17 protein-coding genes are annotated in these 19,983 nt (G+C 66.4%); 5 read left to right on the top strand and 12 right to left on the bottom strand.

Features of this window, described 5'->3' with window-relative positions; all coding sequences use genetic code 11:
• Positions 1–59: 59 nt before the first annotated feature.
• From P1U48_RS08380 to P1U48_RS08370, 3 genes are all read left to right on the top strand, one after another.
• Complete coding sequence (locus tag P1U48_RS08380) at positions 60–2,027, top strand: heme lyase CcmF/NrfE family subunit (protein WP_301068495.1); 1,968 nt, start codon at positions 60–62, stop codon at positions 2,025–2,027.
• The gene (locus P1U48_RS08375) at positions 2,024–2,500 is read left to right on the top strand and encodes a cytochrome c-type biogenesis protein (RefSeq protein WP_301068494.1); all 477 of its coding nucleotides are present in this window, start codon (positions 2,024–2,026) and stop codon (positions 2,498–2,500) included. The genes P1U48_RS08380 and P1U48_RS08375 overlap by 4 nt, the downstream gene beginning before the upstream one ends.
• A gap of 72 nt (positions 2,501–2,572) precedes the next feature.
• Positions 2,573–3,349: an enoyl-CoA hydratase-related protein gene (locus P1U48_RS08370; protein WP_301068493.1), complete on the top strand. Its 777-nt coding sequence runs from the start codon at positions 2,573–2,575 to the stop codon at positions 3,347–3,349.
• 86 nt (positions 3,350–3,435) lie between these two features.
• On the opposite strand, the gene P1U48_RS08365 is transcribed toward P1U48_RS08370, so the two are convergent.
• Both P1U48_RS08365 and gltX read right to left on the bottom strand, forming a co-directional pair.
• Positions 3,436–4,731, bottom strand: coding sequence for a citrate synthase (locus P1U48_RS08365; protein ID WP_301068492.1), 1,296 nt, complete (start codon positions 4,729–4,731; stop codon positions 3,436–3,438).
• A 91-nt stretch (positions 4,732–4,822) separates the two neighbouring features.
• On the bottom strand, positions 4,823–6,226 hold the full coding sequence (gene gltX / locus P1U48_RS08360) for a glutamate--tRNA ligase (protein ID WP_301068491.1): 1,404 nt from the start codon (positions 6,224–6,226) through the stop codon (positions 4,823–4,825).
• Positions 6,227–6,326: 100 nt separating this feature from the next.
• Here gltX and P1U48_RS08355 point away from each other — a divergent pair, with 100 nt between their 5' ends.
• Positions 6,327–8,390 carry a ComEC/Rec2 family competence protein gene (locus P1U48_RS08355; protein WP_301068490.1) on the top strand — a complete coding sequence of 688 codons (2,064 nt, stop codon included), beginning with the start codon at positions 6,327–6,329 and terminating at the stop codon, positions 8,388–8,390.
• Between the two features lie 7 nt (positions 8,391–8,397).
• On the opposite strand, the gene lexA is transcribed toward P1U48_RS08355, so the two are convergent.
• From lexA to trpD, 6 genes are all read right to left on the bottom strand, one after another.
• On the bottom strand, positions 8,398–9,099 hold the full coding sequence (gene lexA, locus P1U48_RS08350) for a transcriptional repressor LexA (protein ID WP_301068489.1): 702 nt from the start codon (positions 9,097–9,099) through the stop codon (positions 8,398–8,400).
• A 95-nt stretch (positions 9,100–9,194) separates the two neighbouring features.
• Entirely contained in the window at positions 9,195–10,367 is a 1,173-nt protein-coding gene (glp, locus tag P1U48_RS08345) for a gephyrin-like molybdotransferase Glp (RefSeq protein ID WP_301068488.1), read from the bottom strand.
• Positions 10,364–10,858: a cyclic pyranopterin monophosphate synthase MoaC gene (gene moaC / locus P1U48_RS08340; RefSeq protein WP_301068487.1), complete on the bottom strand. Its 495-nt coding sequence runs from the start codon at positions 10,856–10,858 to the stop codon at positions 10,364–10,366. The genes glp and moaC overlap by 4 nt, the downstream gene beginning before the upstream one ends.
• Complete coding sequence (gene trpC / locus P1U48_RS08335; RefSeq protein ID WP_301068486.1) at positions 10,858–11,682, bottom strand: indole-3-glycerol phosphate synthase TrpC; 825 nt, start codon at positions 11,680–11,682, stop codon at positions 10,858–10,860. The genes moaC and trpC overlap by 1 nt, the downstream gene beginning before the upstream one ends.
• Positions 11,683–11,690: 8 nt before the next feature.
• On the bottom strand, positions 11,691–12,350 hold the full coding sequence (locus P1U48_RS08330; protein ID WP_301068485.1) for a uracil-DNA glycosylase: 660 nt from the start codon (positions 12,348–12,350) through the stop codon (positions 11,691–11,693).
• Between the two features lie 3 nt (positions 12,351–12,353).
• Complete coding sequence (trpD, locus tag P1U48_RS08325; protein WP_301068484.1) at positions 12,354–13,376, bottom strand: anthranilate phosphoribosyltransferase; 1,023 nt, start codon at positions 13,374–13,376, stop codon at positions 12,354–12,356.
• A gap of 311 nt (positions 13,377–13,687) precedes the next feature.
• On the opposite strand from trpD, the gene P1U48_RS08320 reads away from it, so the two are divergent.
• Positions 13,688–15,343 carry a divergent polysaccharide deacetylase family protein gene (locus P1U48_RS08320; RefSeq protein WP_301068483.1) on the top strand — a complete coding sequence of 552 codons (1,656 nt, stop codon included), beginning with the start codon at positions 13,688–13,690 and terminating at the stop codon, positions 15,341–15,343.
• A gap of 184 nt (positions 15,344–15,527) precedes the next feature.
• On the opposite strand, the gene P1U48_RS08315 is transcribed toward P1U48_RS08320, so the two are convergent.
• From P1U48_RS08315 to P1U48_RS08300, 4 genes are all read right to left on the bottom strand, one after another.
• The gene (locus P1U48_RS08315; protein ID WP_301068482.1) at positions 15,528–17,369 is read right to left on the bottom strand and encodes a peptidylprolyl isomerase; all 1,842 of its coding nucleotides are present in this window, start codon (positions 17,367–17,369) and stop codon (positions 15,528–15,530) included.
• A 117-nt stretch (positions 17,370–17,486) separates the two neighbouring features.
• Positions 17,487–18,671: an aminotransferase gene (locus P1U48_RS08310; RefSeq protein ID WP_301068481.1), complete on the bottom strand. Its 1,185-nt coding sequence runs from the start codon at positions 18,669–18,671 to the stop codon at positions 17,487–17,489.
• A 178-nt stretch (positions 18,672–18,849) separates the two neighbouring features.
• Positions 18,850–19,356 (bottom strand): xanthine phosphoribosyltransferase, encoded by a 507-nt coding sequence (gene gpt / locus P1U48_RS08305; RefSeq protein WP_301068480.1) that lies wholly within the window; start codon positions 19,354–19,356, stop codon positions 18,850–18,852.
• Between the two features lie 9 nt (positions 19,357–19,365).
• Positions 19,366–19,980 carry a LysE family transporter gene (locus P1U48_RS08300; protein WP_301068479.1) on the bottom strand — a complete coding sequence of 205 codons (615 nt, stop codon included), beginning with the start codon at positions 19,978–19,980 and terminating at the stop codon, positions 19,366–19,368.
• Between the last annotated feature and the right edge of the window lie 3 nt (positions 19,981–19,983).

Below are 19,983 nucleotides of genomic sequence, written 5' to 3'. Positions count from 1 at the left end.
GATCGCCGCTGTCGCTGAATTCCGATTGGACGCCCCGCCGCCGTTGCCTATAAGCAGGCATGCTTGCTGAACTCGGACATTTCTCGCTGATCCTCGCCTTTGTGGTCGCCCTGGTGCAGGCGACGCTGCCGCTCGTCGGTGCGGCGCGCCGCTCTCCGGGGCTGATGGCGCTGGCCGAACCGGCGGCGACGGCGCAATTCCTGCTGATCGCCTTTGCCTTTGGCGCGCTGACCCATGCCTTTGTGACCTCGGATTTCTCACTGCGGCTGGTGACCGGAAACAGCCATTCACTGAAGCCGATGCTCTACAAAGTGACCGGGGTCTGGGGCAATCACGAAGGCTCCATGCTGCTCTGGTCGCTGATCGTGGCACTGTTCGGGGCGGCGGTGGTCTGGTTCGGCAAGGATCTGCCCGACAGCCTGCGCGCCCGGGTATTGGCGGTGCAGGGGCTGATCGGGGTGGCGTTCCTGGCGTTTATCCTGTTCACCTCGAACCCGTTCCTGCGTCTGGCGGTGCCGCCGATGGATGGGCGCGACCTCAATCCATTGTTGCAGGACCCCGGCCTCGCCTTTCACCCGCCGTTTCTCTACCTCGGCTACGTCGGGCTGAGCATGGCGTTCAGCTTTGCCGTCGCCGCCCTGATCGAGGGGCGGGTCGATGCGGCCTGGGGGCGCTGGGTGCGGCCCTGGACGCTGGCGGCCTGGATCTTTCTGACCATCGGCATCGCGCTGGGGTCGTGGTGGGCCTATTACGAATTGGGCTGGGGCGGGTTCTGGTTCTGGGATCCGGTCGAGAACGCCAGCTTCATGCCCTGGCTGATCGCCGCCGCTCTGCTGCATTCGGCCACCGTGGTGGAAAAACGCGAAAGCCTGAAGGCCTGGACGATCCTGCTGGCGATTCTCGCCTTCGGGTTCTCGCTGCTCGGGGGCTTCATCACCCGATCCGGCATCATCACCTCGGTGCATGCCTTTGCCAATGACCCCGAGCGCGGGATGTTCCTGTTGATCATCCTGACGGTGTTCATGGGCGGGGCGCTGACCCTGTTTGCGATCCGCGCCGAGGCTCTGGTGTCGCGTGGGGTGTTTTCGGTGATCAGCCGCGAAAGCGGGCTGGTGCTGAACAATATCCTGTTGGCGGTCGCGGCATTCGTGGTCTTTATCGGCACCATCTGGCCGCTGGTGGCGGAGCTGGCCTTTGGTCGGAAGCTATCGGTCGGGGCGCCGTTCTTTGACATGGCCTTTACCCCCTTCATGATCGCTATCGGATTGGTCATGCCATTCGGCGCGATGCTGCCCTGGAAACGGGCGCAGCTTGGCCGGGTGGCCCGCCGCCTGGTGCCCGCTGCGGTGTTGGGGCTGGCGGTACTGACGCTCGCCTGGGCGGTGCAATCGGGCCGCTCGGCACTGGGGCCGGTGGGCCTGGGGCTGGGCGCCTGGCTGGTGGCCGGGGCATTGACCGACCTCTGGTCGCGCACCGGGCGCGGTACCGGGCGGCTGGCCCGTCTGCGCCGCCTGCCACGCGCCGATTGGGGCAAATCCACCGCCCATGCCGGTCTCGGCGTCACCATGGCCGGGATTGCCGCGATGATGGCCTGGCAGACCGAGGATATTCGGGTGGTCAAACTCGGCGACAGCGTTGCCCTGTCCGGCTATGAGATCACCCTGGATCGGGTCGACCGGATCGAGGGGCCGAATTACATCTCGACCACCGGTGAGGTGACCCTCAGCCGCGACGGGCAGGTGATCTCAACCCTTTACCCCGAGAAGCGATTCTACCCGGTGGCGGCGATGCCGACCACCGAGGCGGCGATCGACAACGGGTTTCTGCGCGACATCTATGTGGTGATCGGCGATCCGCAGGACGGCGGCGGCTGGGCGATGCGCAGCTATTACAAGCCTCTGGCCAATTGGATCTGGGGCGGTGCGATCCTGATGGCACTTGGCGGCTTTCTCAGCCTCACCGACCGGCGCTTTCGGGTGGCGGCCGGCGCCCGCCGCGCGACAATGAAACCGGTGGCGGCGGAATGAGGGCGCCTGCGACGGGCTGGATTTCGGGGCTGATACTGGCCTTGCTGGTTGCGACCACCCCGGCGCTGGCGGTGCAACCGGACGAGATGCTGGCGGACCCGGTTCTTGAGGCCCGGGCGCGTGAGATTTCGCAGGGGCTGCGGTGCCTGGTCTGCCGCAATGAGAATATCGACGACAGCAACGCCGATCTGGCCCGCGACCTGCGCCTGTTGGTGCGCGAACGGCTGCTGGCCGGTGACAGCGATGCCGAGGTGATCGCCTATATCGTGGCGCGCTACGGCGAATATGTGTTGCTGAAACCGACCACCGGCGGCGCCAATTGGCTGCTCTGGGCGGCAGGGCCGGGGCTGTTGATCCTGTCTTTGGCGGGCGGGCTGGTCTATATCCGCCGCCGCGCCGCGGCCAGTGCGGCGGGCGAGGGCGCGCTCAGCCCTGGTGAACAAGCCCGGCTGGATGAAATCCTCAAGCGCTGACGTCCGGTTGGCCTTTTCGCCACCGCCAAATTGCGTTTGATTGGCGGCAACCCCAGCGGAAAGGAACACCCAATGGATTACCAGACAATCACGCTGAACATTGCCGACAACATTGCCATTGTGCAATTGGACCGCCCCGATGTGATGAATGCGCTGAACGGCCAGATGCGGGCCGAGATCACCGATGCGATGACCGAGGCGGGGCGCAAGGCCCGGGTGGTGGTGATCACCGGCGCCGGTCGTGCCTTTTGTTCGGGGCAGGATCTGAGCGATCGCGGCACCATCGCCAATCCCGATCTGGAACGTACCCTGCGCGACGAATACCTGCCGATGCTGCGCGCCATTGTCGATTGCCCGGTGCCGACGATCAGCGCGGTGAATGGCCCGGCCGCCGGGGCCGGGGCCAATCTGGCGCTGGCCGCTGATGTGGTGATCGCAACCGAAAGCGCCTATTTCCTGCAGGCCTTCAGCCGCATCGGGCTGATCCCGGATGCCGGCGGCACCTGGACGATGCCGCGCAATATGGGCCTGGCCAAGGCAATGGGCGCGGCCTTGTTTGCCGACAAGATCAGCGCCAAACAGGCCGATGAATGGGGGCTGATCTGGGAACATGTGGCGGATGCCGATTTCGCAACCACCTGGCAGGCGCGAGCCGCGCATCTGGCGAATGGGCCGACCCTGACCTATGGCAAGATCAAGGAGGTGATCCGCGCCTCTTGGGACAACACGCTTGAGTCGCAGTTGAATGCCGAGGGCAAGGCCCAGGGCGCCTGCGGGCAAAGCCGCGATTTTCAGGAGGGGGTGATCGCCTTCATCGAAAAACGCGCGCCGCATTTCGAAGGCCGCTGACCCGGCCGGATTGCCAGGCGACCATGAAGCCGGAGATGAAAAAAGGGCGGGGAAACCCGCCCTTTCTTTATTGTAAAACCAGATGCTTAGCGGTTTTCGACATCGACGTATTCGCGCGCCGAGACCCCGGTGTAAAGCTGCCGGGGACGGCCGATTTTCATCTGCGGATCCTCGATCATCTCTTTCCACTGGCTGATCCAGCCGACCGTCCGCGACACCGCAAAGATCGGTGTGAACATCGAGGTGGGAAAGCCCATCGCCTCGAGGATGATGCCGGAATAGAAATCGACGTTGGGGAACAATTTCCGTTCGATGAAATAGGGATCCTCCAGCGCGGTCTTTTCGACCTGCTTGGCGACTTGCAGCAGCGGGTTGTTCTCAACCCCGAGCAGCTCCAACACCTCGTCGGCAGATTGCTTCATCACCGTCGCGCGGGGATCGAAGTTCTTATAGACCCGGTGGCCAAAGCCCATCAGCCGGAACGGATCGTCCTTGTCCTTGGCGCGGGCGATGAATTCGGGGATCCGGTCGGGGGTGCCGATTTCCTTGAGAGATTCCAGCGCCGCCTGGTTGGCGCCACCATGCGCCGGGCCCCAGAGACAGGCGATGCCGGCGGCGATACAGGCAAACGGGTTGGCGCCCGAGGAGGAGGCGAGGCGCACCGTCGAGGTCGAGGCGTTCTGCTCGTGATCCGCATGCAGGGTGAAGATCCGGTCCATGGCGCGGGCGAGGATCGGGTTCACCTCGTATTCCTCTGCCGGCACGGCAAAGCACATGCGCAGGAAGTTGCTGGCATAATCCAGGTCGTTGCGCGGATAAACAAAGGGCTGGCCGACCGAATATTTGAACGCCATCGCGGCGATGGTCGGCATCTTGGCGATCAGCCGGATCGAGGCGACCTCACGATGCCAGGGATCCTGGATATCGAGGCTGTCATGATAAAAGGCGGACATCGCCCCGACCACGCCGGTCATGATCGCCATCGGATGCGCGTCGCGACGGAACCCGGTAAAGAACCGGTGCATCTGTTCATGCACCATGGTGTGATTGGTCACCCGACTTTCGAAATCTTCCAGCTGCGCGGCGGTGGGCAGTTCACCGTAAAGCAACAGATAGCAGACTTCGAGGTAATGCGATTTCGACGCCAGCTGGTCGATCGGATAGCCGCGGTGCAGCAGCACCCCTTCTTCGCCGTCGATAAAGGTGATGGCGCTGTCGCAGGAGGCGGTGGAGGTAAAGCCCGGATCATAGGTGAAGACATCGGCCTGGCCATAGAGCTTGCGCACATCGATCACGTCGGGCCCTTCGGTGGGCGACAGGATCGGAAGGTCGTAGCTGCTGTTCCCGATGGTCAGCGTTGCCGTTTTGTTCGTATCCGCCATTAACTTTACCTTCCTCTGTTCCGAGCCGGTCTGGCCGGCGTCTTTCCGTTCGTCACCGCATCTTGCGAGGCGGTAATTTGGCTGTCGCGGGTCAGGCCGACGCGGCCTCCGCGATCCTGGCCAGCGTTTCATCGCGGCCCAGGACAAGCATCATGTCGAATACGCTCGGGGTTGCGGCGCGTCCCGCCAGCGCGGCGCGTAAAGGTGCCGCCAGCTTACCGAATTTGGTTTGTTGATCCTCTGCAAACCGGTTCAGAATGCCATCGAGCTCATCTCTCGACCAGCTAGCATTTTGCAGGTGCGGCGTCAATTCCGACAGCCATCCACGCGCCTGATCATCCAGCGCAGCGGCTGATTTTTCATCAGGTTGAATCGGTCGCTCAGCAATCGCAAAATGCGCTTTTTCAAGCAATTCCGGGAAAGTCTTGGCACGTTCCTTTAAGAACGGCATCGCCTGTGAAAGCCGTATATGTGGAACGCCTGCCAGCGGCGGCTGATTGGTTGCGTTCAAAAAGGCCTCGACCTCATGCAGCAGCGTCGCATCGTCGGTGCTGGCGATGTGACGGCCGGACAGGTTGTCGAGCTTCTTGAAATCAAACCGCGCCGCCGCCTTGCCGATCCCGTCGAGGTCAAACCAGGCCTGGGCCTGGGCATCGTCAAAGAATTCGTCGTCGCCATGGCTCCAGCCCAGCCGCGCCAGGTAATTGCGCATCGCGGCGGCGGGATAGCCCATATCGCGGTATTCCTCGACCCCGAGGGCACCGTGGCGTTTCGACAATTTCTTGCCGTCAGGCCCGTGGATCAGCGGGATATGGGCATAGACCGGCAGCGGCCAGCCCATCGCCGTGTAGATCCCCATCTGCCGGGCGGCGTTGTTCAGATGGTCGTCGCCGCGGATCACATGGGTCACCCCCATGTCATGGTCATCGACCACCACCGCCAGCATATAGACCGGGTTGCCGTCCGAGCGCAGCAGCACCATGTCGTCGAGCTGATCGTTGCGAATGGTGACATTGCCCTGGACCCGGTCGGCAATCACCGTCGCGCCCTCTTGCGGTGTTTTCAGCCGGACCACATGGGGCAGGTCGGGATGATCCGCCGGGTCGGCATCGCGCCAGGGCGAGCGGAACAGGGTCGAGCGGCCCTCGGCCCGGGCGGCGTCGCGAAACGCCTGGATCTCGTCCTGGGTGGCAAAGCATTTATAGGCATGGCCGCTGTCCAGCAGCGCCAGCGCCACAGCGCGGTGGCGATCAGCGCGCGCGAACTGGCTGACCGGTTCGCCGTCGTGATCAAGCCCGAGCCAGGCCAGACCGTCAAGGATCGCCTGGGTTGCCTCGGGGGTGGATCGGGCGCGGTCGGTGTCTTCGATCCTGAGCAGGAATTTCCCGCCCCGACCTCGGGCATAGAGCCAGTTGAACAGCGCGGTGCGGGCACCGCCGATATGCAGAAAGCCGGTTGGTGACGGCGCAAAACGGGTGACGATTTTGGATGTCATGCCAGCGATCTCGGGCTCCTTGGGAGGCGGATTAACCTGTTGCTAACCAAGTCCCGGCTAGCCTCCGGGACTGTCTATCGACGTGCGCAGGGGGTGACAAGTGCTGGGCCTGCTTCGCCTTCCCGCCATCTTGCTGGCGGCGCAACAGGGGCACCTGTTCCCCTGGGCGCCGGTGGCATTCGGCACCGGCATCGGGGTCTATTTCGCCTGGCCGGGGGAACCGGGACCGGGGACGTTGTGGCTGCTCGCGGGTCTGGCGCTCGGCCTTGGCGGCGCCGCGCTGCGCGTTGGAACCCTGCTCGGCCCGCCGCTCTGGGCGCTGGCCCTGTTGGCGGCGGGGTTTGACGCGGCGGCGGCGCGCAGTGCGCTGGTCGCCGCGCCGGTACTGGGGTTTCGCTATTACGGCCCGGTGGAGGGAAGGATCGTCGCGATCGACCGCTCGGCCTCGGATGCGCAGCGCCTGACCCTCGATCGGGTGATCCTGCTGCGCGTCGACCCGGCGGCGGTGCCGGAGCGGGTGCGCCTGTCGTTGCATGGTGACCCTTTGGGCGCGCGCCCGATCCCCGGCGCCCGGATCAGCGCCACCGCACATCTGTCACCGCCCAGCGGCCCAGTCGAACCCGGCGGGTTCGATTTTCGTCGCCACGCCTGGTTCGCCCGGCTGGGCGCGCTTGGCTATACCAGCGCCCCGGCGCTGATCCTGGCGCCGCCGGAACCGGGAGAGGTCCGGGTGCTGGGTTGGCGCCTGGCGCTTGCCGACCGGGTGCGCGCCGCTCTGCCGGGCGAAACCGGCGCGTTCGGCGCGGCGGTGATGACCGGCGACCGGTCGGGTATGGGGCAGGCGACATTGGCGGCATTGCGCAAGTCGAACCTGGCGCATCTGCTGGCGATTTCCGGGCTGCATATGGGATTGCTGGCTGGCTTCGTCTTTGGCGCGGTGCGCTTGGCGCTGGCCTGCTGGCCCTGGGCGGCGCTGCGCTGGCCGCTGCACAAGATCGCGGCCCTGGTGGCGCTGCTGGCGGCGGCGGCCTATCTGGTGCTGTCCGGCGGCAGCGTAGCCACCGAACGGGCCTTTGTCATGGTGGCGGTGGCGCTTGGCGCCTTGCTCGGCAATCGGCGCGCGCTCAGCTTGCGGGCGGTGGCGCTGGCGGCATTGATCGTGCTGGTGCTGCGGCCCGAGGCCTTGCTCGGCCCCGGATTCCAGATGTCCTTTGCCGCGACACTGGCGCTGGTTGCGGCCTTTGACCTGCTGCGCCGCCACCCGCTCAGCGGGCGCTGGCGCTGGCTGGCACCGGTGCTGGCGATGGTGCTGTCCTCGGCGGTGGCCGGGGCGGCGACGGCGCCGGTGGCGGCGGCGCATTTCAACCAGATCGCCCGGCTGGGACTGTTGGCCAACCTGTTGGCGGTGCCGGTGATGGGGCTGGTGGTGATGCCCGCAGCGGTGGTTTCGGCCTGCCTGATGCCGCTGGGGCTGGCGGCCCCGGCGCTCTGGGTGATGGGGCAGGGGCTGGGCTGGATCCTGACTGTCGCCACCCGGGTGGCGGCCCGCCCCGAGGCGCTGCTGCAGGTGCCGACACCCGATGCGGCGGTGCTGCCGTTGCTGGCCTTCGGTGGGCTGCTGCTCTGCCTCTGGCGCGGGCGCTTGCGGGGGGCCGGGCTGGCGCCGCTGGCGGTGGCGTTGTGGCTCTGGGCGGGGGCAGAGCGACCGGCGTTGCTGGTCGATGAAACCGGCGGGTTGGTCGGGGTGATGACGTCTGAGGGCCGGGCGTTGAGCCGGGCCAGCGGCTCTGGCTTTGTCGCGCAGACCTGGCTGGAGAATGACGGCGACGGCGCCAGTCAGGCGGTCGCGGCGGCGCGCTGGAACCTGGTGCCGGAGGATCTGGTGCGCCATGTCACCGGGCGCAAGCGGGTGGCGGCGCTGGAGGATTGCGACGGTGCCGCGCTGCTGGTCAGCAATGCCCCGGCGCCGCGCCTGTCGTCCTGTCTGGTGCTGGACAGCACAAGGCTGCGCCGCACCGGGGCGGTGGCGTTGGACCGCGACGGGGTGTTCACCACCGCCAGCGGGCAGGCAAAAGGGCGCCCCTGGGCGCCCTCTGGCAAATCGGTCGGGCCTTTGGTGCTCCCGGCGCTGACCTCGAAAAATCTGGCGCTGGCGGCGCAGTAACCCCGGCTCAGTAGCTGCGGATCAACCCGACCAGCCGCCCCTGCACCTTGACCAGATGCGAGGGCAGCACCCGGGTCTCATAGGCGGGATTGGCGGCGACCAGTTCGATCATGTCGCCGCGGCGGAACAGCCGTTTCAGCGTTGCCTCGCGATCCTCGACCAGCGCCACCACGATGTCGCCATTGTCGGCGGTGGATTGTTCACGCACCACCACCACATCACCGTCATTGATGCCCGCGTCGATCATCGAATCGCCGCGCACCTCAAGCGCGTAATGTTCGGCTGTGCCGGAAATCATCGCACCGGGCACCGCGACGTGATGCGAGATCTGTTCAATCGCCTCGATCGGCACACCGGCGGCAATCCGGCCCATCACCGGCAGTTCGACCGCATCGACCGCGCTCACCGCCCGCGCGCCACCGGGGCGTTTGCCCGGATCGGGGGCGCCGCCCTCGATCACCCGGGGGCTGAATACCGTCGCCTCGCCGCCGAGGGTCTCGGGCAGGCGGACGATTTCAATGGCCCGGGCCCGATGCGCCAGACGGCGGATAAAGCCACGCTCCTCGAGCGCAGTGATCAGCCGGTGAATGCCTGATTTCGATCGCAGGTCCAGCGCCTCTTTCATCTCATCGAACGAAGGCGGAACGCCGTCACGTTGTGTCCGTTTATGAATGAATTCAAGTAGATCGAGCTGTTTCTTGGTCAGCATTTACACCGCCCCACAAAGCCAAAGGTTCGCTTTGTTCTATACATGTTCCCTTTTTGTGTCAATCGCTTCTGGCGAACGTTGGCCCAGGCGGCGGATCAGAGGATCAGGCAGGGCACCGTCTCGCCGGCTTCGGCGGCGGCGGCATCGGGCGCCCGGATCAGAAAGCAATCGGCGCGCGAAAGCACCGACAGCAGCGCCGAGTCCTGGCTGTCAAAGGCGCGGATGCCCTCGGCTGTCATCACCGCCCGCATATAATGGGTGCGCGGCCCGTTGGCGGCGACCGGGGCCAGCAGCCGGGCCGGGCTGGGGCGCAATGCCTCGGCGGGCAAGCCCTGCATGGCGCGGATCACCGGCCGCAGAAAGACATGGCCGCATACCATTGCCGAGACCGGATTTCCCGGCAGTCCGATCATCGCGGTGCCATTCAGACGCCCGGCCATCAGCGGCTTGCCCGGGCGCATCGCCACCTTCCAGAACGCTCGGTCGAGCCCCATTTCGGCGGCCACTTTGCCGACCAGATCGTGATCGCCGACCGAGGCACCGCCGATGGTGACGATCAGATCGGCAGTCGCCGCCAGCGCGAAAGCCATCCGCAGGCTGGCCTCATTGTCGCCAGCGATCGGCAGCAGCCGCGCCTCTGCGCCCTCGGCCTCAAGCAGCGCCTTCAGGCCAAAGGTGTTTGAGGCGATGATCTGATCCGGTCCGGGATCCTTGCCCGGCATCACCAATTCGTCGCCGGTCGAGATCAGCGCCACCACCGGCCGCCGGGTCACCGGCAGCCGCGGCGCATTCATTGCCGCCGCCAGCGCGATATCGGCGGGTGACAGGCGGCGCGGCGCGCTGATCCGGTCGCCGATGCGGAAATCGCCACCGGCAGGGCGCACATGCGGGCCCTGGTCCAGGGCGTCGGTCAGGGTGACAATGCCCTCAGCGGCCTCGGTATCCTCCTGGATCACCACCCGGTCGGCGCCCTCGGGCATTGGCGCGCCGGTGAAGATCCGCACGGCTTGCCCGGGACCGACCCGGCCCGCGAACCGGGTCCCGGCGGCGGCCTCGCCGATCACCTGAAACCTGGCGCCGGGGCGGGCCTCGGCGGCAATCAGGGCATAGCCATCCATCGCCGAGGCGGCAAAGGGCGGCTGATCGCGCCGAGCCAGCACATCCGCCGCCAACACCCGGCCCGCCGCCTGGGTCAGCGGCACATCCTCAACCGTCAGCGGGGTGACCAGATCGAACAGCCGTGCCAGCGCGTCTTCTACGGAAATCATGGGTTTGCGCCTGTTTCTGCATCCGCTTCAAAGCGCCCGGACTTGCCGCCATCCTTGAGCATCACCCGCAGCCCGCCGATCTCCATCGCCCGGTCCACCGCCTTGGCCATGTCATAGATGGTCAAGGCGGCGGTGCTGGCGGTGGTCAGCGCCTCCATCTCGACACCGGTCTGGCCGGTGGTCTTGACCAGTGCCTCGATACGAATGCCGGGCAACGCCGGATCCGGTGTCAGTTCGACGGCGACCTTGGTGATCGGCAGCGGATGGCACAGCGGGATCAGATCGGCGGTGCGTTTGGCAGCCATGATCCCGGCCAGCCGGGCAACGCCCAGAACGTCGCCCTTTTTGGCGCGACCCTCGGAAATGATATCAAAGGTTTCCTGCGCCATCTTGATGTAGGCGGCAGCCACCGCCACCCGATCCGTCACCGGCTTGTTCGAGACATCGACCATATGCGCGTCGCCCTTGCCGTCGAAATGGGTCAGCGTCATCAGAGCCCCCCGCCCATGCCCGGCGCGCCGGGCGGGTCGGCCAGCAGCAGCCTTGTCGCCTCGGCCACATTGTCCTGGCGCATCAGGCTTTCACCGATCAGGAAACAGCGGGCGCCGTAGCGGGCCATATCGGCCAGATCCTGGGGCGTCGACAGCCCGCTTTCGGCGACAATGATCCGATCTATTGGCACCAGCCGCGCCAGTTCCCTGGTGGTGTCGAGGTTGGTCTCAAAGCTGCGCAGATCGCGGTTGTTGATGCCGATCAGTGGCGATTTCAGCCGGCTGGTGCGCTCCAGCTCGTCACCGTCATGCACCTCGATCAGCACATCCATGCCCCAGCGGGTCGCGGCCTCTTCCAGTTCAACCGCCTGATCGTCGCTGACTGAGGCCATGATGATCAGGATCGCATCGGCCCCCAGTGCCCGGGCCTCGGCGACCTGATAGGTGTCATACATGAAATCCTTGCGCAGCACCGGCAGGCTGCAGGCCTCGCGCGCCGCAGGCAGGAACGCCTTGTCGCCCTGGAACGAGGGCATGTCGGTCAGCACCGACAGACAGGTGGCGCCGCCCTCTTCATAGGCGCGGGCCAGGGCGGGCGGATCAAAATCGGCGCGGATCAAGCCCTTGGAGGGCGAGGCTTTCTTGATTTCGGCGATTAGCCCATAGCCGCGCAGCGCCGCGGTTTGCAGCGCCTTGGCAAAGCCGCGCACTGGCGACGCCTCATGCGCTTCATCCTCGACAGCGGCCAAGGGTTTGGCCGCTTTGTCGGCGGCAATTTCCGCGAGTTTGTAGGTTTTTATTCGGTCGAGGACGGTTTCGCTCATCGGGTCTTTCACTTCGCGTCGGGATCGGCCCAGTTGATCGGCGCCTGCCCATTGGATGTAAGCCAGTTGTTGACCTTTGAAAATGGCCGTGACCCGAAAAAGCCACGACGCGCGGAAAGCGGTGAGGGGTGGGCACTGCTCAGAATCAGGTGATCCGGGCCCTTGATCGCATCGGCAAAGCCCTGCGCATGCTTGCCCCAGAGCACAAAGGCGCGCGGGCGATCGGAGAGTCGCGCCAGCACCTGCCGGGTCAGCCGGTCCCAGCCGAGCCGGGCATGGCCACCGGCCTCTCCAGCCGGAACGCTGAGCGCGGTGTTCAGCAGCAGCACCCCCTGGCGGGCCCAGAAATGCAGGTCTCCGGTGTCAGGAACCGCACCAATATCGGCCTGCAATTCCTTGAAAATATTTGACAGGCTGCGCGGCAATAGGCGCACCTTGCTGGCCACCGAAAACGCCAGCCCATGGGCATGGCCCGGGGTCGGATAGGGGTCCTGGCCGAGGATGATGGCGCGCACCATATCCGGTTGCGCCGCCTCCAGCGCCGCAAAGCGGCAGGGCGCAGGCGGCAGGGTCTGGCGCGGGTCCTGGGCCAAGGCCGCGCGGATTCGTGGCCAATCCTCGGCAAAGAATGCCAGGTCGTGCCAGTCACCAAGTGCCGCTGGCAGCACCTGTCAGCCCGGCGCCGAGGTGATCCGCGCCAGCCCGTCGATCTTGGCCTTGGCGGTGCCGGAATCGATGCTTTCACGCGCCATCTCGACGCCCTCTTTGAGGTCGCTGACCTTGTCGGCGACGACCAGCGCGGCGGCGGCGTTCAGCAGCACAGCATCGCGATAGGCCGAGGCTTCACCGGCCAGCAGCGCAGCAAAGGCGCGGCCGTTCTGCTCGGGTGTGCCGCCGAGGATCGCCTCGAACGGGTGCACCGGCAGGCCCGCGTCCTCGGGATGCAACTCTGCCTCGCGGATCGCGCCATCGGTTTCCAGCGCCGCGACCCAGCTGACCCCGGTGATCGTCAGCTCATCGGTGCCGTCCGAGCCATGCACCAGCCAGGCGTGTTCGGATCCCAGCGCCCGGAGGGTTTCCGCCATGGGGCGGATCATCGCCCGCGAAAACGTGCCGGTCAGCTGGCGTTTGACCCCGGCGGGGTTGGTCAGCGGCCCGAGGATGTTGAAGATCGTCCGCGTGCCGAGCTCGGTCCTTGTCGGCATCACATGGGCAATCGCCGGGTGATGCATCGGTGCCATCATAAAGGCGATCCCGACCTCCTTCAGCGCTTGTTCAACCACCTCCGGGCCGACCATCACGTTGATGCCCATCTGGGTCAGCGCATCCGCCGCGCCGGATTTCGAACTGAGGTTGCGGTTGCCATGCTTGGCCACCGTTACCCCGGCACCGGCCACCACAAAGGCGGTGGCGGTGGAAATGTTCAGCGTGCCCTTGCCGTCACCACCGGTGCCGACAATGTCGATCGCCCCCTCTGGCGCGCGCACCGGCTTGCAACAGGCCCGCATCGCAGCAGCGGCGGCGGCGAATTCATCAACGGTTTCGCCACGGGTGCGCAGCGCCATCAGCAAGCCGCCGATCTGGCTGGGTGTCGCCTCACCCCGGAACAGGATGTCAAAGGCGGCGCGGGCCTCGTCGCGGCTCAGCGCGCGGTCGGCGGCGGCGGCGATCAGGGGTTTGATGGCATCGCTCATCTCAGGATGTTGACCTTTCGTGACGGCCCCTAGCGGGCGCTGGCGGTATTGGCCCCTGTGCAGTGGCCGATCTTGTGGTATCATGCGCCACAGGCGCAATCCCCGGTGCTTTGGTCCTGTTCTTCGGGCCAGGTCTTGGGGGGCGTGTCCTACATGCTCTGCCGGCGCCGTCCAGGTCAAGGGTGGCGGGGCCGGGCACGGGGTCAATATCATAAGGCCAGGGCAATCGCCGGGCCAAACATGAGGCAATTGCGGTGAGTCGCGGATTTTTTTCAGGACTATTTTGGGGTCTGATTATTTCATTCCTTTTTGTGGCGGTGATTTCGCTGAATGGCAGCCTTCCCGGTGATGCGCCGCCGCGCACTGGCGCCGCCGAAGTGCCGGGCGGGTCAGAGTTCAACCAGTCACGCGCCGATGTGCCGGTGACCTTGCCGGGGCAGGAGGCGGTCAGCAAACCGCCCGAGGCTGACAGCCCGCCGCCACCGGGACGTGACGGGCTCGACGCGATCGATTCCGCCGCCAAGGAACCGGGCAATCGCCCGGAAACCGGTGAACCGGAGAGTCGCCTTGCCGCAGTGCCCCCGGCTGGTGATGCGCCGCTGCCGGGGAGCAACGGCAGCGAGACACCACCGGTGCAGCCCACCCCGGTCGACAATGCCCCCGACGCCCCCAGCGCCCCGGTGGCCGAGGTCGAGCCGCGCGCCGTCCCCCAATCCACCGGTCAGACCGCGGTGCCGGCCAATGTGACCCAGCCGCAATCGCCCGATGCCGGCGCCGAGGGGAGCGGGGTCGGCTTTCCGAGCCAGGACCTTCAGGCCGCCGCCGAGGCGCCGCTGCTGCGCAGCCCCACGGGCAGCGCGCCGCCGGTCGCCGCAAAGGCCGAGATTGCACCGCCAGCCGACACCGGCAGTGCCGTGGCGCCGGTCGCGCCGACACAGCCGCAACAACCCGAAGTGTCGAGCACCACCGATCCGGCGCCGATGGCCCCGGCTGCCGACACCGCCGCGCCGCAGGTCGCGGCCACCGATCCGGCCACCGCCCCGGCGGAATCCGGCACCGTGCCGCAGGCCGACACCACCCCGCCCGCAGTGGTGGCCCGCGCCGAGTCGGTGATGCCGCCGAACCCCGGGGCGACCTCTGGCCCGGCGGTTGGCCGCCCGGCGACGCGGTTGACCGAAACCGGCGGTGGCATGCGCAGCGCCCGACTGCCGTCGATCGGCAATGCCACCGGCGACTCCACCACCGCGGCCCAGACCTCCGCCGCCGATGACCCGTCGCTGCCACCGATCCGGCGCTACGCGGTGGCCTTTGACAATCCCGAGAACCGGCCGCTGATGTCGATCGTGTTGCTGGATGACGGCAGCGGTGCCGTCGATGCCTCGGTTCTGCGCGATTTCCCTTATCCGCTGACCATCGCTGTCGATCCCAGCTGGAGCGGCGCGGCGCAGGCGATGGCCGATTACCGGGCGGCAGGGTTCGAAGTGATGCTGCTCGCCGGGGTCGCGCCCGAGGCCACGGCCAAGGATCTGGAAACTGCCTTTGAGGTCTGGACCAACGTGTTGCCCGAGGTCACCGCAGTGATGGAGAAACCGGGTTTGGGGCTGCAGGCGTCGCGTCCTGCTGCCGACCAGCTGGCTGATCTGCTGATGGCCTCGGGTCACGGGCTGGTGCTGTATCCCAACGGCTTTGACACCGCGCGCAAACTGGCGGTCAAGACTGGCGTGCCAGCGGCGACGCTGTTTCGTGATTTCGATGGCGATGGACAGAGTGCCAATGTGATCCGCCGCTTTCTCGACCATGCCGCCTTTCGGGCTGGCACCGAAGGCGGCGTGGTGATGGTTGGCCGGGTGCGTCCGGAAACCGTGCAGGCGCTGCTGGTCTGGGGTCTGCAGGACCGCGCCGGACGGGTCGCCATCGCGCCGATTTCAGCACTGCTGCTGGCCGGGGTCGGAGCGGGGTCGGGCTGAAGGGGCGCGTCGGGCCCAAAGGTGGGGCCGGGTGACCGGCCTCTGCCGTTGACGCCGGATACCCGGACCGCCTGACGCAATCTGCAATAACGCGCAGGTGCCGACAAAATCTGTCAAACGTGGTGATCGACAGCCTGGGCGATGGCGGCGCGGCCTTCGCCGCACCGCGCGCTGTCAGGCCGTCTTAACGGAAGCTGGCATGCACCGCATTGATCGCCGACTGGTCGAGAGTGACCCCGGCGCGGGCGCGCAGATCGTTGGCGAAGGCGATGTAGAGGTCCTGGCCGAGGCTCTGGCTGGCGGCCTCTTGCAAACCGGCGCGCAATTGGCCGGTGCTGTCATCCAGATCCGAGGGCGGCAGCACCGCGTCGAGCCGCAGGATCTGCACCGAGCCAAAGCCTTCGGTGATCCGCACCTCGCCGGGTTTCATCGCAAAGGCCTCGGCGACGAAAGTCTCGGGCGCGCCGAGCACCGAACCATTGCGGGTCAGCGCCTCTTCGACAGTGACCTCCAGCCCCAGCGTGTCGAAATCGGCGCTTTCCAGCAGCCGGTCGCGCAGGCCCGCCGCCTTGTCGCGCAGCTGGATCAGGGTCTGTTCGGTTTCCCAGCTGGATTGGACCCGGCTGATCACCTCGGACAGCGGCGCCGGTTCGGCAGCAAGGGTGCCTTCCAGCCGCATCGCAAAGATGCCGCCGTCCTCAAGCTGGTTGATCTCTGGGTAATCGTCTTCTTCAAGTTTGGCAGCGGCATCGTCAAAGCCGTCATAGGCCGAGATATCCTCGTTGAAACCGGCATACCAATCGATCTTGCCCAGCTGCATGTCGGTTTCGTCGACCAGCTCTTCCAGAGTGGCGCCACCGGCGAGCAGATCCTCGATGGTTTCCATCTGCTGCTCGACCAGCCGCTGGGCACGGTCACCGATCAGTTCCAACCGGATGATCTCGATGGCGTCGGCATGTTCGACGGTCTGCGCCGGGAACACCCCGTTGATACGGAACAGCGCCGGGCCGAGGTCGGTGTCGAGCGGGCCGACCACCGCGCCGCTTTCGGCGGCAAAGACCGCGGCGCCGACACTGGCCAGCTCGGCCTCGGTCACGTCGCCAAGGTCAATATCGGACAGCGCCAGTCCGCGTTCCTCGACCAGCGTGTCGAAATCCACCGCGCCGCTGTCCAGCCGGTCGCGCGCCGCGGTTGCGGCGGCGCTGTCGGGATAGATCAGCCGTTCCACCAGCCGCCGCTCGGGGCGTTCGAATTCGCTGCGCCGGTCGGCATAGGCCTTGTCCAGGGTTTCCTGGTCGATCTCGACGCTGTCGGTCAGCATGTCCGGGGTCAGCCAGGCATAGGTGATCTGTTTGCGCGCCGGGATGGTGTAGCGGTCGATATGGGCCTCGTAAAAGGCTTGCAATTCGTCCTGGCTCGGCTCCGGGATCGGGGCGTCGAGCGCGGTTTCATCCAGCCGGATCCAGCTGACCTTGCGGGTTTCGGCGAGGTAATTCAGCAGGGTTTCGGCAAAGGTGCCCGACATGCCCGCGCCCGAGACCACAGCCCCTTGCAGGAGGGTACGGGCGGTTTCCTCGCGCAGGCGGGTTTCGAACCGGGTTTCGGTGGTGCCGCTGCGTTCCAGCGCGAATTTATAGGCCTCGCGGTCGAATTTGCCGTCGATGCCCTGGAAGGCCTGGATCGACTGGAGCTGCTGGGCCAGGGTGGCGTCGCCGACCGAAATCCCCAGGCTGGCGGTTTCATTGTCAAAGGCGCGGGCGGTGATCACCCGCGACAGGGTGGCGTCGACCAGACCCAGCTGCTCGGCCTGATCAAAGCTGAGCGGCTGGCCGGTCTGCGCCTCGATCGCGCGCAGTTCTTCGCGCAGGGCGCTGGCATAGGTATCGACGTCGATCTCTTTGTCGCCGACCGAGCCGATGGTGCGGATGGTGCCAGAGAAATTGGTCACCCCAAAGCCGCCCAGCCCGAGGACCAGCAAAGCCATGATGATCCAGACCACCGTCTGACTTGCCTTTTTCGCCGCCATTTCACCGCTCCCTGCCTTTGATCGCCCGCCGGTCTGTGTCGCCCGTCGGCTCCGGTCCGCATGTCTAATGCGCGTCGGGTCCTGTCACAAGGGCGCAGGCGGGCAATCGGGAGAAGTTTACCTCGGCTCTGCCGGGTCAAATTCGGCAAGCCGGGTCAACAGCCGGGCGATGCCATCGCGGTCCAGATTGGCAAAGGCGATGCGCAGCTGCGCGGCCCCGGCTGAATCACCCGCCGGGGTGAACATGGTGCCGGGGAGCAGCAGGACGCCGGCCTGGTGCAGCAGCAGCGGCGCCAGCTGGTCCGAGGGCAGGGCGAAGGGATGGGCAAGGTAAGCGAAATAGGCGCCACAGCCGAGCAAGTGCCAGCCCCTGGCCGCCAGCGGCGCGAACCCGGCCTCGATCGCGGCGCGCCGGGCCAGCACCTCGTCCCGTTCTCCGGCCAGCCACTGGCGCAGATTCCGCATCCCCCAAAGGGCCGCGAACTGGCCGAGCTGGGCCGGGCAGATGGTGACGGTGTCGAGGAATTTCTCGACCTCGGCCAAGCGGGCGGGGCCGGTGATCATCGCGCCGACCCGGTGGCCGGTCAGCCGGTAGGCCTTGGAAAAGGAATAGAGCTGGATCAGCGTCTCGCCCCAATCGGCACGGCCGAACAGATCATGCGGGGCGCGGTCCGAGGAATGGAAGTCGCGGTAGGTCTCATCCAGGATCAAGGCGATCCCGGCCTCGGCGCAGAGATCGTAAAAGCCGCGCAGGATGGCGGGCGGATATTCGACGCCTGCGGGGTTGTTCGGGCTGACCAGGGCAATCGCCCGGGTGCGCGGCGTGATCAGGGCGCGGGCGGATTCGGGGTCGGGGATCAGCCCGGTGCCGGTGGACAGCGGCACCGCGACGGCCCCGGCCATGTCGAGATACATCTTGTGATTGAAATACCAGGGCGTCGGCAGGATCACCTCATCACCTTCGCTGGTCAGGGTGGCGATGGCGGCGCAAAAGGCCTCGTTGCAGCCCGAGGTGATGGCGACCTGGTCGGGGCGCACCTTGCCGTCATAGGCGGCGGACCATTGGCGGGCGATTTCATCGCGCAGCTCCGGCAGGCCAAGGACCGGGCCGTAAAGATGAGCCTGCGGTTCCGCCATCACCAGCCGGGCCATTTCGCGGCGCAAAGGCTCTGGCGGTGAATCGACGGGTGCCGCCTGGCTGACATTGATCAGCGGGCGCTCGGGCGGGAATTCGGCACCGGCCAGCCAGCGGCGGGCCTGCATCACCGGCGACGGAAATGTGGTTGCGGTGCGGGGTGGCATGGGGACTCCGGGCGTTGCACTGGTCTGTGGTCTGGCGTCGGACGGGCCCGGCGCCCGGGAAAACGGCGATCCCGGCATCGCGCCCGGCGCATCACTGGCCTCCGGCGCAGGTGGTTTCAACCAGAAGAAACGGTTGCGGCAGGCAGGCGGGTGGGGCGGCTGTGTTGGTCGGGCGCGTTCAATCGGTGCCGCGATAGGGCTTCACATATTGCATCGCCATGTCCCAGGGAAAGAAGATCCAAGTGTCCTGGCTGACCTCGGTGATGAAGGTGTTGACCTGGGCACGGCCCTGCGGCTTGGCATAGACGGTGGCGAAATGCGCCTTGGGGTAGAGCTGTCGGACCAGCTCAAGCGTCTTGCCGCTGTCGACCAGGTCATCGACGATCAGAATGCCGGTGCCATCGCCCATCACCGCCGCGTCCGGCGCTTTCAGCACCTGCGCTTCGGACTGGTCCTGATGGTCGTAAGAGCGCACCGAGATCGTGTCGACCACCCTGATGTCCAGCTCGCGCGCGACGATCATCGCCGGGGCCATGCCGCCGCGGGTGACCGCGACCACGGCTTTCCAGGCGCCGTCATCGGGGCCGTGGCCATCCAGCCGCCAGGCCAGCGCCCGGCTGTCGCGATGAATCTGATCCCAACTGACGTGAAAGCCCTTTTCATGGGGCAGGCGGGTGTCGGTCATGTGGGTCTCCTATCCCAGAGCGATCTTGAGGCCAAAGAGGGTTAGCAGCCCGGCAAAGCTGCGATCCACCGCAGTCTTGACCCGGGCATAGCCCGCACGCGCCTTGCCTGTCGAGAACAGACGCGCCACCAGCAGATACCAGAGCACCTCGTTGACGAAAACCGCCGCGACAATCGCGATGAGCCAGGGCAGCGGCGTGCCCGGCGGCACCAGCCCGACAAAAACCGCGCCAAAGAACACCGCCGGTTTCGGATTGGTGGCGAAGGTGAGAAAGCCGAAGCGGAAGGCGCGGGAGCGCGTCATCCGTTCTGTCGCGGCCAGGTCGAGCTCGAGCGGGGCGCTGGCATGGCGCCACATTTGAATCGCGATCCAGATCAGGAACGCCGCGCCGACCAGTTTCAATGCGGTGAACAGGGCCGGGACCAGTTCGAACAGCAGCGCCAGCCCGGCGAGGGCCGCCGTCGCCCAGAGCGCGGCGCCAAGGCCAAAGCCGAGGGCCAGGGCGGCCGCGGTGCGAAACCCTTCCTGTGCGGCGATTCGCAGGCAGACGACAAAGGAGGGGCCGGGGCTGATCGCCGCCAGCAGGTGGATGGCGATGATCGAGAGGAAGGCGGCGAGGGTCAAATG

The organism is Pseudooceanicola sp., from assembly GCF_029213205.1.
GTDB lineage: Bacteria > Pseudomonadota > Alphaproteobacteria > Rhodobacterales > Rhodobacteraceae > Pseudooceanicola.
The sequence above is the reverse complement of the archived record's forward strand: the minus strand, read 5'-3'. Positions and strand labels throughout refer to the sequence as shown.

Bases quoted from the DNA above. Each gene is read 5' to 3' on its own strand.
- P1U48_RS08380 (WP_301068495.1), top strand. From the start codon at position 60: ATGCTTGCTGAACTCGGACATTTCTCGCTGATCCTCGCCTTTGTGGTC.
- P1U48_RS08375 (WP_301068494.1), top strand. From the start codon at position 2,024: ATGAGGGCGCCTGCGACGGGCTGGATTTCGGGGCTGATACTGGCCTTG.
- P1U48_RS08370 (WP_301068493.1), top strand. From the start codon at position 2,573: ATGGATTACCAGACAATCACGCTGAACATTGCCGACAACATTGCCATT.
- P1U48_RS08365 (WP_301068492.1), bottom strand. From the start codon at position 4,731: ATGGCGGATACGAACAAAACGGCAACGCTGACCATCGGGAACAGCAGC.
- gltX (WP_301068491.1), bottom strand. From the start codon at position 6,226: ATGACATCCAAAATCGTCACCCGTTTTGCGCCGTCACCAACCGGCTTT.
- lexA (WP_301068489.1), bottom strand. From the start codon at position 9,099: ATGCTGACCAAGAAACAGCTCGATCTACTTGAATTCATTCATAAACGG.
- glp (WP_301068488.1), bottom strand. From the start codon at position 10,367: ATGATTTCCGTAGAAGACGCGCTGGCACGGCTGTTCGATCTGGTCACC.
- moaC (WP_301068487.1), bottom strand. From the start codon at position 10,858: ATGACGCTGACCCATTTCGACGGCAAGGGCGACGCGCATATGGTCGAT.
- trpC (WP_301068486.1), bottom strand. From the start codon at position 11,682: ATGAGCGAAACCGTCCTCGACCGAATAAAAACCTACAAACTCGCGGAA.
- trpD (WP_301068484.1), bottom strand. From the start codon at position 13,376: ATGAGCGATGCCATCAAACCCCTGATCGCCGCCGCCGCCGACCGCGCG.
- P1U48_RS08315 (WP_301068482.1), bottom strand. From the start codon at position 17,369: ATGGCGGCGAAAAAGGCAAGTCAGACGGTGGTCTGGATCATCATGGCT.
- P1U48_RS08310 (WP_301068481.1), bottom strand. From the start codon at position 18,671: ATGCCACCCCGCACCGCAACCACATTTCCGTCGCCGGTGATGCAGGCC.
- gpt (WP_301068480.1), bottom strand. From the start codon at position 19,356: ATGACCGACACCCGCCTGCCCCATGAAAAGGGCTTTCACGTCAGTTGG.